At 68.5% G+C, this 13,807-nt stretch carries 13 protein-coding genes, 2 pseudogenes and 2 riboswitches; of the genes and pseudogenes, 9 read left to right on the top strand and 6 right to left on the bottom strand.

The annotated features are described in order from the left end of the window. Positions 1 to 13: 13 nt before the first annotated feature. On the bottom strand, positions 14 to 715 hold the full coding sequence (locus HK415_RS11255; protein WP_171559076.1) for a CoA transferase subunit A: 702 nt from the start codon (positions 713 to 715) through the stop codon (positions 14 to 16). A gap of 102 nt (positions 716 to 817) precedes the next feature. Here HK415_RS11255 and HK415_RS11260 point away from each other — a divergent pair, with 102 nt between their 5' ends. Both HK415_RS11260 and HK415_RS26325 read left to right on the top strand, forming a co-directional pair. Continuing rightward, a complete protein-coding gene (locus HK415_RS11260) occupies positions 818 to 1,363 on the top strand; it encodes a LuxR C-terminal-related transcriptional regulator (RefSeq protein WP_171559079.1) in 546 nt (181 codons plus the stop codon). Between the two features lie 767 nt (positions 1,364 to 2,130). Next, positions 2,131 to 2,871, top strand: coding sequence for a PAS domain S-box protein (locus HK415_RS26325; protein WP_171559084.1), 741 nt, complete (start codon positions 2,131 to 2,133; stop codon positions 2,869 to 2,871). A 9-nt stretch (positions 2,872 to 2,880) separates the two neighbouring features. Here HK415_RS26325 and HK415_RS11270 read toward each other — a convergent pair whose 3' ends face one another. Both HK415_RS11270 and HK415_RS11275 read right to left on the bottom strand, forming a co-directional pair. After that, the gene (locus HK415_RS11270; protein ID WP_171559087.1) at positions 2,881 to 3,816 is read right to left on the bottom strand and encodes a hypothetical protein; all 936 of its coding nucleotides are present in this window, start codon (positions 3,814 to 3,816) and stop codon (positions 2,881 to 2,883) included. Between the two features lie 97 nt (positions 3,817 to 3,913). Next, positions 3,914 to 4,297: a carboxymuconolactone decarboxylase family protein gene (locus tag HK415_RS11275; RefSeq protein ID WP_171559090.1), complete on the bottom strand. Its 384-nt coding sequence runs from the start codon at positions 4,295 to 4,297 to the stop codon at positions 3,914 to 3,916. A 79-nt stretch (positions 4,298 to 4,376) separates the two neighbouring features. On the opposite strand from HK415_RS11275, the pseudogene HK415_RS11280 reads away from it, so the two are divergent. Then, positions 4,377 to 4,954: pseudogene (locus HK415_RS11280) on the top strand (peroxidase-related enzyme). An 85-nt stretch (positions 4,955 to 5,039) separates the two neighbouring features. Here the strand turns inward: HK415_RS11280 and HK415_RS11285 are convergent. Genes HK415_RS11285 through HK415_RS11295 form a run of 3 tightly spaced genes read right to left on the bottom strand, consistent with a single transcriptional unit; the run spans position 5,040 to position 7,142 of the window. Then, positions 5,040 to 5,459: an acyl-CoA thioesterase gene (locus HK415_RS11285; protein ID WP_171559095.1), complete on the bottom strand. Its 420-nt coding sequence runs from the start codon at positions 5,457 to 5,459 to the stop codon at positions 5,040 to 5,042. After that, positions 5,456 to 6,343, bottom strand: a complete 888-nt coding sequence (locus HK415_RS11290) for a DMT family transporter (RefSeq protein WP_171559098.1) — start codon at positions 6,341 to 6,343, stop codon at positions 5,456 to 5,458. The genes HK415_RS11285 and HK415_RS11290 overlap by 4 nt, the downstream gene beginning before the upstream one ends. 19 nt (positions 6,344 to 6,362) lie before the next feature. After that, on the bottom strand, positions 6,363 to 7,142 hold the full coding sequence (locus tag HK415_RS11295; protein ID WP_171559102.1) for an SDR family oxidoreductase: 780 nt from the start codon (positions 7,140 to 7,142) through the stop codon (positions 6,363 to 6,365). A gap of 123 nt (positions 7,143 to 7,265) precedes the next feature. Here HK415_RS11295 and HK415_RS11300 point away from each other — a divergent pair, with 123 nt between their 5' ends. The 6 genes and pseudogenes from HK415_RS11300 to gcvH all read left to right on the top strand — a co-directional run bounded on the left by HK415_RS11300 (position 7,266) and on the right by gcvH (position 13,752). Then, positions 7,266 to 8,942, top strand: a complete 1,677-nt coding sequence (locus HK415_RS11300; protein ID WP_171559107.1) for an electron transfer flavoprotein-ubiquinone oxidoreductase — start codon at positions 7,266 to 7,268, stop codon at positions 8,940 to 8,942. Positions 8,943 to 9,092: 150 nt separating this feature from the next. Continuing rightward, positions 9,093 to 10,064 carry a TRAP transporter substrate-binding protein gene (locus HK415_RS11305; protein WP_171559110.1) on the top strand — a complete coding sequence of 324 codons (972 nt, stop codon included), beginning with the start codon at positions 9,093 to 9,095 and terminating at the stop codon, positions 10,062 to 10,064. Positions 10,065 to 10,167: 103 nt separating this feature from the next. Beyond that, positions 10,168 to 10,662, top strand: a complete 495-nt coding sequence (locus HK415_RS11310; protein ID WP_171559115.1) for a TRAP transporter small permease — start codon at positions 10,168 to 10,170, stop codon at positions 10,660 to 10,662. Continuing rightward, positions 10,659 to 11,935: pseudogene (locus HK415_RS11315) on the top strand (TRAP transporter large permease). Before HK415_RS11310 ends, HK415_RS11315 begins: the two are co-directional and overlap by 4 nt. A gap of 13 nt (positions 11,936 to 11,948) precedes the next feature. Beyond that, positions 11,949 to 12,043, top strand: a riboswitch (glycine riboswitch). Between the two features lie 12 nt (positions 12,044 to 12,055). Continuing rightward, positions 12,056 to 12,161: riboswitch (glycine riboswitch) on the top strand. A 44-nt stretch (positions 12,162 to 12,205) separates the two neighbouring features. Then, positions 12,206 to 13,360 carry a glycine cleavage system aminomethyltransferase GcvT gene (gcvT, locus tag HK415_RS11320; RefSeq protein ID WP_171559118.1) on the top strand — a complete coding sequence of 385 codons (1,155 nt, stop codon included), beginning with the start codon at positions 12,206 to 12,208 and terminating at the stop codon, positions 13,358 to 13,360. A 14-nt stretch (positions 13,361 to 13,374) separates the two neighbouring features. After that, positions 13,375 to 13,752, top strand: coding sequence for a glycine cleavage system protein GcvH (gene gcvH / locus HK415_RS11325; RefSeq protein WP_171559122.1), 378 nt, complete (start codon positions 13,375 to 13,377; stop codon positions 13,750 to 13,752). The last annotated feature ends 55 nt before the right edge of the window (positions 13,753 to 13,807 follow it).

Raw genomic sequence — 13,807 nt, forward strand, 5'->3', positions numbered from 1 at the left:
GTCCGTCTTCTCCTTACTTGCGGTCGCGCAGCGTGCGCTTCTCGATGCGTTTTTCCGGCGTCGGGTTGTGCACGATGCGGTGCACGTAGATGCCCGGCAGGTGCACGTCGTCCGGGGCGATCTCGCCCACCGCCACGATGCGCTCCACTTCCACGATGCAGATCTTCCCGGCCATCGCCGCGGCGGGATTGAAGTTGCGCGCGGTCAGGTTGAAGCGCAGGTTGCCCGAGCGGTCGGCCACGTCGGCCTTCACCAGCGCCACGTCCGGCAGCAGGGCGCGCTCCATCACGTAGGTCTCGCCGTCGAACTCGCGCAGTTCCTTGCCTTCGGCCACGATGGTGCCCACGCCGGTCTTGGTGAAGAAGGCCGGGATGCCGGCGCCGCCGGCGCGCAGCTTCTCGGCCAGCGTGCCCTGGGGCGTGAATTCCAGCTCCAGCTCGCCCGCCAGGTACTGGCGCTCGAACTCCTTGTTCTCGCCGACGTACGAGGAGATCATCTTCTTGATCTGGCGCGTCTGCAGCAGCTTGCCGAGGCCGAAGTCGTCGACCCCCGCGTTGTTGGAAATGGCGGTCAGGTTCTGCACGCCGCTCTCCTTCACCGCCTCGATCAGCGCCTCCGGGATGCCGCACAGGCCGAAGCCGCCGACGGCGATGAGCTGGCCGCTTTTGACCACGCCGGCGATGGCCGCCGCCGCACTGGGATAGATCTTGTTCACTCCACTCTCCTGCTGCAAGACGCGGGCGCGCGGGAGCCACCCGGATGAGGGGGTACGATACTACCTAGCATGTTACGTAGTACTCCTTAGAGAATCGCACCGATGGATGTCGATTACCGGCTGGCTTTCGAGCACGCGCCCGTGGGCCTGTGCCTCTCGCGCAACCGCGTCATTGTGGACTGCAATGCGCAGCTTTGCGAGATGTTCGGCTGGTCGCGCGAGACGCTGACCGGCCAGTCCTTCCTGGTGCTCTACCCGAGCGCGGAGGAATACGAACGCCTGGGCAAGCGCATGGTGCCCATCCTGAACGCCAAGGGCCACTACGGCGACGACCGCATCATGAAGCGCGCCAGCGGGGAGGTGTTCTGGTGCCACGTCACCGGGCGGGCCCTCAACCGGGAAGCGCCGCACGAGTCGGGCATCTGGGCCTTCGAGGACCTGAGCGCCCAGCGGCCGGTGAAGGCGGAACTGACGGCGCGCGAGCGCGAGGTGGCCGCGCGCCTGCTCGAGGGCCTGACGTCCAAGGAAATCGGCAAGACGCTCACCATCAGCCATCGCACGGTGGAGATCTACCGGGCGCGCCTGATGCGCAAGTACCGCGCCAACACCACCGCCGATCTGGTGCACAAGCTGATGGCTGGTTCCTAGGGTCCTCGCGCACTTGATCTGGCGCAAACGGAGGGGAGTCCGGGACGTTATCGTCGTTGATAGATTGAAACGCCCCGCCGCCCCCGTCCGCGCCCTGCCCACCCTGCGGCAACTGCTGTTGCTGCTGGCGTTCGCCTGCGTGCTGCCGATGGCCGCGCTCGCCTTCGCGCTGGTCGCCCACCAGTACCAGCGCGAGCGAAGCCAGACCGAGGCGGACGCGATCGGCACCGCCCGCGCCCTGATGGCCGCGGTCGACGACCGCCTGCGCAACACCGAGTGGGCGCTGCTGGCGCTGGCGAAGTCGCCTTCCCTGGCGCAAGGCAATCTCGCGCGGCTGCATGGCGAAGCCCTGGTGCTGCAGGGTGCCGAGGACGCGGCCAACGTCCTGATGCTGGATGCCTCGGGCCGCCAGTCCATGAACACGGCCGCCGCGCTCGGCACGCCGCTGCCCGCCGAGGCGTCGCCGCAGATGCTGGAGGCGATCCGCACCGGCAGGCCCTCGGTCATCGACCTGTACCGCTCGCCGCTCACCGGCACCCCCTGGTGGGCGTGGGCGTGCCGGTGCAGGGCCCCGCGGGGACGCGGCACGCGGTCAATGCGGACATCGCCCCCGCGACGCTGCAGCAGGTGCTGGCGCGCCAGAAGCTGCCCCCAGCTGGATCGCGGCCGTCCTGGACCGCTCCGGCGCGGTCATCGCGCGCACCCGCGACCACGAGCAGCACCTGGGCAAGCCGGCGCCCGCGGCGCTGGTCGCGCGCATCGGCGAGGTGCCGGAGGACGCGGTGCAAAGCGTGACGCTGGAAGGCGTGCCGGTGGTCACCGCCTTCAGCCGCTCGCCGCACTACGGGTGGGCGGTCGTCATCGGCATCCCCGAGTCCGAGCTGGCCGCGCCGCTGGTGCGCTCGTCGGGCGTGCTGCTGGCCGGAACCGGCGGCGTGCTGCTGCTGATCGTCGCGCTGGCCTGGTGGATGGCCAACTCGCTGGGCGCCTCGGTGGAGGCGCTGGGAAGCGCGGTCCGGGCCATGGGCCACCACGCGAAGCTCAAGCTGCCCGAGCCCGTGTTCCAGGAGGCGCGGCAGCTCGGACTGGCCTTCGCCCACGCGCACGCCGCGCTCGACGACGCGCACGCCGCCCTGGCCCAGGGCGAGGAGCGCATGCGGGCCATCCTGGCCGCCGCCACGGAAGCCATTGTCACCGCCGACGACGCCGGCCGGATCGTGCTGTTCAACCCGGCGGCCGAGAAGCTGTTCCGGCTGCACGCCGAGGACGCGCTGGGCTCGCCGATCGAGTCGCTGGTGCCGCAGCCGGCGCGGGCTGCGCATGCGGCCATGCGGCAGCGGGCCGCGCAAGGCCTCACCCGTCAGATGGCCGGCGGGCGGGTGATCGAGGGCGTGCGGGCCGACGGCCTGCACTTCCGCGCGCAGGCGTCGATCTCGGTGGCGGAAGTCCGCGGCGGCCGCCTCTACACCATCATGCTGCGCGAAGTGCCGGCCGCGGCGCACGCCTGAGGGCGGCGCTCAGAACTCGTTGAGCAGCTGCTGGCGGCGCTGGGCGTACCAGCGCACGAGGCAGCCGCGGTCCTGGCACTGGCTGTCGCGCTGCGCCTGCGCCCAGGCATCGCGCGCACGCATGCCGCGCGGGTCGCGCGCCACCCGGCTGGCCTGCGAGCGCAGGCGCTGCAGGTCGCTCTCCATCTGCGAGAGCTCCGGGTCGGAGCGGATCAGGACGTGCGCGTTGCCGGCCATGGCCGGGCGGCCGGGGATGTCCGCGGAGCCAGATCGCGCGGCGCCCATGGTGGCGGTCGGGTCACCCGCTTGCTGGCGCAGCGCGGCGCGCAGGGTGGCCGGCTCGCGCACCGAGGCCAGCCGGCGCTCCGCCATCCGGGTGCGCGAGGCGTTGCGGCCCAGCGCGCTGGCGAAGGCCTGCGCGCTTTCGGAGAACAGCGTGGAGGCCCGCTGCAGCAGGCCGTCGCGGGCGGCTTCCGTGCGTTCCTGCGCGGCGAGCGTCACGTAGTGCTGGCCCATGTGCGATTTCATGTCGGCCACCGGCGCGGACTGCGCGCCGGAGGAGCGCTCGGCCACGTGGCAGGCGGCGATCCACGCCACTTCCGCGTCGCGCATGCGGCCCTGGGAGGCGGCTTCGCGCGCCACCGCAACGAAGGCGGCCGCTTCGGTCGGCGTCCTGGCGGACAGCGCCGCCTGCAGCAGGAACTGGCCGTCGCCTTCGCCGCGGGCCTGGAGGATCGGCTGCGCCGGGCAGGTGCTGGCGGCAGCGACGGCGGCCGGCTGCGCCGCCACCGGCACCGCGGCGAGCGGCGCGCTGGTCGCGCCGTGCAGGACGGGCTGCGCGGACCGCGGCGCGGGACCGAAGGCGCCGACGTAGGCGGCCAGCAGCATGGATCCCGCGGCGACGATCGCGGTCAGGACCAGGCCCGTGGTGCGCCAGCTGTTCATGCCCCCACGATAGCCCGGCCGCAGCCGCCCGGGAGCGCAGGCTCACCACTTGCTGCACCCGTCACATTCCGCGACGGTCATGCAGAGGCAGCAGGGGTTATTTGGCGTCGATCACTTCTGCTGCGGTGCGGAAGGCATCCAGCGCCGCGGGAAAGCCGCAGTACACGCTGGCGTGCAGGAAGATCTCCTGCAGTTCCGCCGGGGTCACGCCGTTGTTCAGGGCGCCGCGCACGTGGATCTTCAGCTCGTGCATCTTGCCCAGGCCCACCAGCATGGACACGGTGACGATGCTGCGGGTGCGCAGGTCCAGGCCGTCGCGCTGCCAGGTGTTGCCCCAGGCGTGCTTGGTCACCAGCTCCTGCAGCGGCGCGGTGAAGGGCGTGGCGCGATTCAGCGAGGCATCGACGTAGGCGTCGCCCAGCACCTTGCGGCGGGTGACCAGGCCGGCCTGGGTTTCGGGGTCCTTGGACAGTTCCAGCATGCGGGTCTCCTCGATTGAAGCCGCGAGCATAGCCCGCGTGCGACGGCTGCGTTAACCTTGCGGCCTCAAGGAGACCCGCATGAACCGCTACCCCCTGCCCGAACTGAAGGACCTGCCGGAGGACATGCGCCAGCGCATCCTGGAGGTGCAGGAAAAGAGCGGCTTCGTGCCCAACGTCTTCCTCGCGCTGGCCCGCAGGCCGGCCGAGTGGCGCGCCTTCTTCGCCTACCACGACGCGCTGATGCTCAAGGAGACGGGCTCTCTCACCAAGGGCGAGCGCGAAATGATCGTCACGGCGACCAGCGCGGCCAACGAGTGCCTGTACTGCGTGGTGGCGCACGGCGCCATCCTGCGCATCTACGAGAGAAGCCGCTGGTGGCCGACCAGGTGGCGGTGAACTACCGCAAGGCCGACATCAGCCCGCGCCAGCGCGCGATGCTCGATTTCGCGATGAAGGTCTGCCTGCGCTCGCAGGAGATCGCCGAGGCCGACTTCGAGGCGCTGCACCCGTACGGCTTCGACGACGAGGACATCTGGGACATCGCGGCGATCACCGCCTTCTTCGGCCTGAGCAACCGCATGGCGAGCTTCTCGAACATGATGCCGAATCCGGAGTTCTACCTGATGGGGCGGGTGCCGCGGGAGAAGAAGGCGTGAAGGAAGCTGGGGTTCGCTGCGCTCACCACCAGCCTACACGAACCCGCCCCCGTAGGCTGGCGGTGAGGCGAAGCCGAACCCCAGCTCAGGACACGATCTCGCGGAACCACGCCGGCATGGGCACCGACTTCTGCTTCGGGAAATCCACCCACACCGTGGTCGCGCCTCCGCTCGCGTAGACGGTGTCGGGGTCGTCCACCCGCACGATCTCGTTCCAGCTCTCGAAGCTGCTGCGTCCCGGGTCGCTGACGTACATCTTCACCACGATGTCGCCCGGGTACTCCAGCTGCTTGTGGAAGTTGCAGAAGGCATTCACGATCAGCGGCCCCTCGCCCTGCGGATTGACGTTGCAGCCGATCGTCTGGAACCAGTCGATGCGCGCCACTTCCAGGTAGCGGAAGTAGAGCGTGTTGTTCACGTGGCCCATGGCGTCCATGTCGCCCCAGCGGATCGGCATCTGCAGGGTGTGGACCAGTTTCCTGTTCGCGGGGAGTTCGAGCTTCATCGGTGCGCCTTGATGGATGCGAGGATACCCAAGGTGAAGAGGACGACCGCCGCCCATTGCGCCAAGGTCGGCCAGCGGCCGTCCCAGGCGAAGGAATAGGCCAGCGCGAACAAGGTCTCGCTCACGATCAGTTGCCCGCACAGGCTGGGCGACAAGCGCCGGCTCGCCATGTTCCACAGGATGGTGGCCAGCCAGGCGGAGCCGGCCCCGGTGGCCAGCGCCAGCCCGAGGAACAGGGGCGCATCCGGCAGCGTCGCCAGCGTGCGCAGGTCGGAGCCGGCCACGGCCCACAGCACCAGCGCGCCGGCGCCGGTGGCCAGTCCCAGCCAGTTGGCCCAGTCGGTGGCGCTCACCTCGGGGTGGCGCTTCAGCCAGGCCGCATTGAGCAGCGCGAACGCGGTCCACGAGGCCAGCGAGGCGCAGGCCCACAGGATGCCGCGCCAGTAGTGCTCGCCCTGGACGCCGCCGTCGCCCGCCTGCGGAGCCAGCGTCATCAGCGCCAGTCCCGCGGCCGTCAGCAGGATGCCCGGCACCAGCGCGGCCCAGCGCAGGTGCCCGGGCTTGCCGAGCAGCATCACCCAGATCGGGATGGTGCCGATGACCAGGCTGGGGACTTCGGTGCCCGCGTCGCGGATGGCCAGCACCAGCAGCAGGTAGTAGCCGGTGAAGCCCAGCAGGCTGAGGCCGATGGCGGACAAGGCCTGCCGCGCGTCGGGCAGCGCGCGTCGCGTGGCTGCGCACACGAGCGCCGCCACCAGGCCGTAGGCGACGAAGCGGCCGGCGGTGAGATCCACCGAGTTGTAGCCCTCGACCATGCGCGGCGCGACGAACACCACGCCCCAGAGGGCGCCGGCCGCCAGGCCGGCGAGCACGCCGGTCAGCATGCGCGCCCGCGCGCCGGCTTCACAGGCTGAAGCCGTCGTCCGCCGAGATCACCGCGCCGTTGATGAAGTGGCTGCGGTCGGAAGCGAGCATCAGCAGCGCCGCGTCCAGGTCCTCCGGCTTGCCCACGCGCTTGCGCGGCAGCATCTGCACCAGCTTCTGGCCCTGCTCGGTCTGCCAGTGGTGGTGGTTGATCTCGGTGTCGATGTAGCCCGGGCACAGCGCGTTGACGTTGATGCCGAAGCGGCCCCACTCCAGCGCGAAGGCCTTGGTCATGTGGACCACCGCCGCCTTGCTCATGGCGTACACGCCGATCTGCGGCAGCACGCGCAGGCCCGCGGCCGACGCGATGTTGATGATGTGCCCGCCGGTGCTTGCCCGGCGCCGAGCCTTGGAACGCGCCAGCATGCGCTTGCCGACTTCCTGCGCGACGAAGAAGGCGCCCTTGGTGTTGGTGTCGAAAACGTAGTCGAAGTCTTCCTCGGTCACGTCCTGGATGCGCTGCGTGGTGCTGACGCCCGAGTTGTTCACCAGGATGTCGATCGAGCCCATCTCGGTCTCGGCATGCGCCACCGCCGCCTTGATGCTGTCGATGTCGGTGACGTCCAGCCCCACCACGTGCGCGTCGCCGCCCTCGCCTTCGATCTGCGCGCGCAGGTCCTTCAGCTTCTCGATGCGGCGGGCGGCCAGCACCACGGCCGCCCCGGAGCGCGAAAGCACGCGTGCGAACTGCGCACCCAGGCCGCTGGAGGCGCCGGTAACGAACGCGACACGGCCGGACAAGTCGATGCTGTAAGTCACTGGGTGTCCTCTCTAGAATTCGAATGGAACGGTCGTTCGATGCCCCGGGCGCGGCGCATAGAATGCTGCAGCCCCGCGGCACGGTGCGCGACGCGCGAGTGCAAACCATTATCGGCGAGACCCATGACACAAGAAGAGATCCTGGCGCAGTACGGACCCCGCGAAGCGATGGAATACGACGTGGTGGTGGTCGGCGGCGGGCCCGGCGGGCTGGCCACGGCGATCCACCTGAAGCAGATCGCCGCGCAGGAAGGCAAGGAAGTCTCGGTGGTCGTGCTCGAGAAGGGCTCCGAGCCCGGCGCGCACATCCTGTCGGGCGCCATCATCGACCCGATCGCGATCGACGAGCTGTTTCCCGACTGGAAGGAAAAGGGTGCCCCGCTGAACCAGCCGGTCACCGAGGACATCTTCCTGTTCCTGGGCGAGAACGGCGGCAGCCGGGTGCCCAACTTCCTGCTGCCGAACAACTTCGGCAACCACGGCAACTACATCGTCAGCCTGGCCAACGTCACGCGCTGGATGGCGCAGCAGGCCGAGGCGCTGGGCGTGGAGATCTTCCCCGGTTTCCCCGCGGCCGAGGTCCTCTACAACGAGGACGGTTCGGTCAAGGGCGTGGCCACCGGCAACATGGGCATCGGCAAGGACGGCCAGCCCACCGACAACTTCCAGCTCGGGATGGAACTGCACGCGAAGTACACGATCTTCGCCGAGGGCTCGCGCGGCCACCTGGGCCGCCAGCTGATCGCCCGCTACAAGCTCGACGCCGACCGCGATCCGCAGAGCTACAGCATCGGCATCAAGGAAGTGTGGGAAATCGATCCCTCGCGCCACACGCCCGGCCTGGCGCTGCACAGCGCCGGCTGGCCGCTGGACGAGATGACCTACGGCGGCTCCTTCATGTACCACCTGGAGGACAACCAGGTCGCGATCGGCTTCGTGGTCGGACTGGACTATTCCAATCCCTACCTGTCGCCCTTCGAGGAGTTCCAGCGCTTCAAGACGCACCCCAACATCCGCTGGTACTTCGACGCCGGCAAGCCCAAGCGCCTGGGCTACGGCGCGCGGGCGCTCACCGTGGGCGGCCTGCTGTCGCTGCCCAAGACCGTGTTCCCGGGCGGCGCGCTGGTCGGCTGCGACGCCGGCTACCTGAACGCCTCGCGCATCAAGGGCAGCCATGCGGCCATGAAGACCGGCATGCTGGCCGCGCGCGCGGCCTTCGATGCGCTGATGGCGGGGCGCCAGCACGACGAGCTCACGGCCTACCCGGAAGCCTTCGAGAATTCCTGGCTGTACACCGAGCTGAACAAGGCGCGCAACTTCAAGACCTGGTTCAAGAAGGGCCGCTCGGTGGCGACCTTCATGACCGGCATCGAGCAGTTCGTGCTGCGCGGAAGCATCCCCTGGACGCTGCACCGCGACCGGCCCGACCACACTTACCTGAAGCCGGCGGCGCAGTGCAAGCCGATCGCCTATCCCAAGCCCGACGGCAAGCTGACCTTCGACCGGCTCTCCTCGGTGTTCATCTCGAACACCAACCACGAGGAGAACCAGCCGGCGCACCTGACGCTCAAGGACGCCTCGGTCCCGGTCAACGTGAACCTGCAGAAGTACGCCGGCCCCGAGAGCCGCTACTGCCCGGCCGGCGTGTACGAGTTCGTGGAGGAAGGCGGCAGCCCGCGCCTGCAGATCAACGCGCAGAACTGCGTGCACTGCAAGACCTGCGACATCAAGGACCCGACGCAGAACATCGTCTGGGTCACGCCCGAAGGCGGCGGCGGGCCGAACTACACGAACATGTAGCAATCGTCATCCCCGCGCAGGCGGGGACCCAAGGCGTTCCCGATCGTTGACAACAAGCTGACACTCCCCGTCCGTACAACCCCCGTTCCGCCCCCGCCCCACCGTCGGGCATGATCGCGGATTCGTACCCGCCTTCCCCCAGGAGACCCCATGAAGTTCACCAAGCTCTTTGCCGTGCTGTCCGCCGGCCTGCTGGCCAGCTCGCTGGCCGCCGCCCAGACGACGATGAAGATCAGCATTTCCACCTCGCAGAACTCGCACCAGGGCATCGCCATCGACACCTTCGCCAAGGAAGTCGAGAAGCGCACCAATGGCCGCTACAAGGTCCAGACCTTCTACAACGGCTCCCTGGGCGGCGAGCGCGAGTCGATCGAGGCGGTGCAGCTGGGCACGCAGGAACTGGCCTTCTCCTCCACCGGCCCGGTGCCCAACTTCGTGCCCGAGACCAAGATCCTCGACGTCCCCTTCCTGTTCCGCGACAAGGCGCATGCGCGCGCGGTGCTCGACGGCCCGATCGGCCAGGAGATGCTGCAGAAGTTCGAGTCCAAGGGCTTCAAGGCGCTGGCCTGGGCCGAGAACGGCTTCCGCCACATGACCAACAGCAAGCGCTCGGTCAACGCGCCGGAAGACCTCAAGGGCCTGAAGATGCGCACCATGGAGAACCCGGTGCACATCGCCGCCTACAAGGGCTTCGGCATCATCACCACCCCGATGGCCTTCCCGGAAGTGTTCACGGCGCTGCAGCAGGGCACCGTGGACGGCCAGGAGAACCCGCTGTCCGTGATCATCTCGGCCAAGTTCGACCAGGTGCAGAAGCACCTGTCGCTGACCGGCCACGTGTACTCGCCGGCGATCTTCGTGATGAACAAGGCGGCCTTCGACAAGCTGTCGGCCGCCGACAAGCAGGCCTTCATCGACGCCGCCAAGGAAGGCACCAAGGCCAACCGCGCCCGCGTGGACGAGGACGACGCCAAGGGCGTGGCCGACCTGCGCGCCAAGGGCATGACGGTGGTGGACAATCTCGACAAGACCAAGTTCGTCAAGGCGCTGGCGCCGGTGAACGCGGAGTTCGAGAAGCAGTTCGGCAAGGCCGCGCTGGACAAGATCCGCAACCACAAGTGACGTGCGTCGCGCGCCGCGCGGCATCGCATGTCATCCCCGCGCAGGCGGGGATCCTGGGAGGCCCGCGCACCGCGGGCCTTTTCACGCTGAGAACGAGGTGCCCGTGAAAGAAACCTTCCTGCGCATCGAGCGCTTCACCAGCGGCGTGGCCCTGGCCGGCGCCTGCCTGATGCTCGTCATCGCCAGTGCGCTGGCGATGTTCCAGATCGTCACCCGCTTCGTGCTGGAGCAGCCGGCGGAGTGGACCGAGATCCTGATCCGCCTGTCGCTGATCTGGATGGTGTTCCTCGGCATCCCCATCGCTTTCCGGCAGGGCGCGATGGTCAGCGTGGACGTGCTCTATCGCGTGATCCGCCCGCGCGGCCGGCGCGTGCTGGACTGGGCGGTGGCCCTGGCCTCGCTCGCCCTGATCCTCGTCATCCTCTGGTGGGGCTGGGACTACGCTGTGCGAGGCCAGGTGCAGTCGATGGCGGGCCTGGAGTCCATCTCGATGTTCTGGGGCTACCTCGCGCTGCCCGTCGGTGCCCTCTTCTGCATCCTCGGGATCGTCGGCAACCTGCTCGATCCGCAGCGCCACGAACTGGAGACCGCGCAATGACCACCGCCATGCTCGCCACCATGGTGCTGTGCTTCGCGCTCAGCGTCTCGGTCGCCGTTTCCATCGGGCTGGCGTCCCTGGTCGGGATCCAGGCCAGCAACGCCCACATGCTGATCTCCGTCAAGGAGATGTTCAACGCCATCAACAAGTTTCCGCTGGCGGCCATCCCCTTCTTCATCCTGGCCGGCAACCTGATGGAAACCGGCGGAATCTCGCGCCGCCTCGTGGAATTCGCCAAGAGCATCGTCGGCGGCGTGCAGGGCGGCCTGCCCATGACCTGCGTGCTGACCTGCATGATCTTCGCGGCGGTGTCCGGGTCTTCGGTGGCGACGACCTTCGCCATCGGCGCCATCCTGATCCCGGCGCTGATCAAGCACGGCTACCCCACCAGCTACGCCGCGGCGCTGCAGGCGACCAGCGCGGAGCTGGGCGTGATCATCCGCCCTCGATCCCGATGATCCTGTACGGCGTGAGCGCCGAAGTCTCCATCGGGGAACTGTTCATCGCCGGCTTCGGCCCGGGGCTGCTGATCGGCGGCGCGCTGATGGTGTTCGTGTGGATCTGGTGCAAGTGGAAGGGCTGGGGCAAGAACGACGGCGACGGCCGCCTGCCCTTCGGCCGCGCCTTCCTGCAGGCCGGCTGGGCGCTGCTGATGCCGGTGATCATCCTGGGCGGCATCTACGGCGGCATCTTCACGCCGACCGAGGCTTCGGCGGTGGCCGTGTTCTACGCGCTGGTGGTCGGGGTGTTCGTCTACCGCGAGATCGGCGTGCGCGACCTCTACATGATCCTGCGCAAGTCGGTGATCTCCTCGGCGGTGATCATGTTCATCATCGCCAACGCGGGGCTGTTCGCCTTCCTGATCACGCGCGCGGGCGTGCCGGAAGCGATCGGCATCTGGCTGCAGGACGTGCTGAAGAGCCCGGCGATGTTCCTGCTGGGCGTGAACGCGGCGCTGTTCATCATCGGCATGTTCATCGAGACCAGCGCCTCCATCATCGTGCTGGCGCCCATCCTGGCACCGGTGGCGATCCACTTCGGCATCGACCCGGTGCACTTCGGGCTGGTGATGGTGGTCAACCTCGCGCTGGGCATGATCACGCCGCCCTTCGGCGTGAACCTGTTCGCCGCCTGCACGGTGGCCAAGATCTCGCTCGACCGGATCATCACGCAGCTCGTTCCCTTCGTGCTGGTGGTGCTGGCCTGCCTGATGGTGATCACCTACGTGCCTTCGCTGTCGCTGGGACTGCGCGACCTGGTCTACGCGAAATGACGATGGGCTAGAATCCCGGCCGTCAGGAGAGAGCATCGCTTCGAGCGAAGCCGCCGAAGGCGCAGGCGCACAGCCGAACGCTCAGGCACCAAGGACTGGCAAACGCCCCGCTCGCCGGGGCGTCACCTTGCTGGAGAGAGGCGGCTGCGGATGAGCAGTCACCCACCGAAGGAGCAAGCCCCCGCAAAGGGTGAATCTCTCAGGTAAAGCGGACAGCACGGGCCCGCCGCCCATCGTGTGTACGATGGCCTTCAGCCTGTTGGAGCCCGCGTGTCCGCCCCTCAAGAAGAGCTTCAGAAGACACCCCTGCATGCCCTGCACCTGGAACTGGGTGCGCGCATGGTCCCGTTCGCCGGCCATGCCATGCCGGTGCAATATCCCGCCGGCCTGATGGCCGAGCACCACCACACGCGCGCCAGTGCCGGCCTGTTCGACGTCTCGCACATGGGCCAGCTGCGCCTGGTGGGTCCCGATGCCGCCGCGGCCTTCGAGACCCTGATGCCGGTGGACGTGATCGACCTGGCGCCGGGCAAACAGCGCTACGGCCTGCTGCTCACCGACGAAGGCACGATCATCGACGACCTGATGTTCGTCAACCGCGGCAGCGACCTGTTCGTGATCGTCAACGGCGCCTGCAAGGTCGGCGACATCCAGCACATGCAGGACCGCATCGGCAGCCGCTGCCAGGTCATCCCCATGCCGGAGCGCGGCCTGCTCGCACTGCAAGGGCCGAAGGCGGTCGATGCCCTGAAGCGGCTGGTGCCCGGCGTGGAGAAGCTGGTGTTCATGACCGGCGCCGGCTTCCAGTGGAAGGGCGTGGACCTGTTCATCACCCGCAGCGGCTACACCGGCGAGGACGGCTTCGAGATCTCCATCCCCGGCATGCAGGCCGAAACCTTCGCGCGCGAACTGCTCGCGCAGCCGGAGGTGAAGCCGGTCGGCCTGGGCGCGCGCAACTCGCTGCGCCTGGAAGCGGGCCTGTGCCTGTACGGCAACGACATCGACACGACCACCACGCCGGTGGAAGCGGCGCTGAACTGGGCGATCCAGAAGGTGCGGCGCACCGGCGGCGCGCGCGCCGGCGGCTTCCCCGGCGCGGCCAAGGTGCTGGCGCAGCTGGATGGCAGCGAGGCGCTCACGCGCAAGCGCGTGGGCCTGGTGGCGCTGGAGCGCGTGCCCGTCCGCGAACACACCGAACTGCACGACGCACACGGCATGGGCAGCCAGGCCATGCGCGTCGGCGAGGTCACCAGCGGCCTGCTGGGGCCCACGGTGGACCGGCCGATCGCCATGGGCTACGTCCCGCCGAAGCTGGCAACGCCCGGCACCCGCCTGCAGGCGATCGTGCGCGGCAAGCCCGTGCCCATGGAAGTGAGCGCCATGCCCTTCGTCCCCAACCGTTACTACCGCGGCCCGGCCGCCTGAGCAAAGGAGCAACCATGACCGTCAAGTACACGCCCGAGCACGAGTGGGTCCAGCTGGAGGACCACGAATACGCGGTGGTGGGCATCACGCTGCATGCGCAGGACGCGCTGGGCGACGTGGTGTTCGTGGACCTGCCCGAAGTCGGCAAGGTCTACCAGAAGGGCGAAGTGGCCGGCGTGGTGGAATCGGTCAAGGCCGCGGCCGACGTGTACATGCCGATCGCCGGCGAGGTCACGGAAGTGAACGAGGACCTGCGCGCCGACCCGTCGATGGCCAACAAGGACCCGATGGGCAGCGGGTGGTTCTTCAAGATCCTGATCAAGGACATGGCGGAATTCGACGTGCTGATGGACGAGCCGGATTACTCCAAGTTCGTCAAGGCGAACGCCTGACGCCCGCTGCGCGGGCATGACCCCCGCGCCTGCGGCAAAGTCATTTGTCATCGAA

This window comes from Ramlibacter montanisoli (genome assembly GCF_013087525.1).
GTDB classification, from domain to species: Bacteria; Pseudomonadota; Gammaproteobacteria; order Burkholderiales; family Burkholderiaceae_C; genus Ramlibacter; species Ramlibacter montanisoli.

What these genes read in the sequence shown, in the direction of transcription:
- HK415_RS11260 (WP_171559079.1), top strand. Translation starts at nt 818, where the DNA reads ATGGATGTCGATTACCGGCTGGCTTTCGAGCACGCGCCCGTGGGCCTG.
- HK415_RS11305 (WP_171559110.1), top strand. Translation starts at nt 9,093, where the DNA reads ATGAAGTTCACCAAGCTCTTTGCCGTGCTGTCCGCCGGCCTGCTGGCC.
- HK415_RS11285 (WP_171559095.1), bottom strand. Translation starts at nt 5,459, where the DNA reads ATGAAGCTCGAACTCCCCGCGAACAGGAAACTGGTCCACACCCTGCAG.
- HK415_RS11270 (WP_171559087.1), bottom strand. Translation starts at nt 3,816, where the DNA reads ATGAACAGCTGGCGCACCACGGGCCTGGTCCTGACCGCGATCGTCGCC.
- HK415_RS11275 (WP_171559090.1), bottom strand. Translation starts at nt 4,297, where the DNA reads ATGCTGGAACTGTCCAAGGACCCCGAAACCCAGGCCGGCCTGGTCACC.
- gcvH (WP_171559122.1), top strand. Translation starts at nt 13,375, where the DNA reads ATGACCGTCAAGTACACGCCCGAGCACGAGTGGGTCCAGCTGGAGGAC.
- HK415_RS11300 (WP_171559107.1), top strand. Translation starts at nt 7,266, where the DNA reads ATGACACAAGAAGAGATCCTGGCGCAGTACGGACCCCGCGAAGCGATG.
- HK415_RS11290 (WP_171559098.1), bottom strand. Translation starts at nt 6,343, where the DNA reads ATGCTGACCGGCGTGCTCGCCGGCCTGGCGGCCGGCGCCCTCTGGGGC.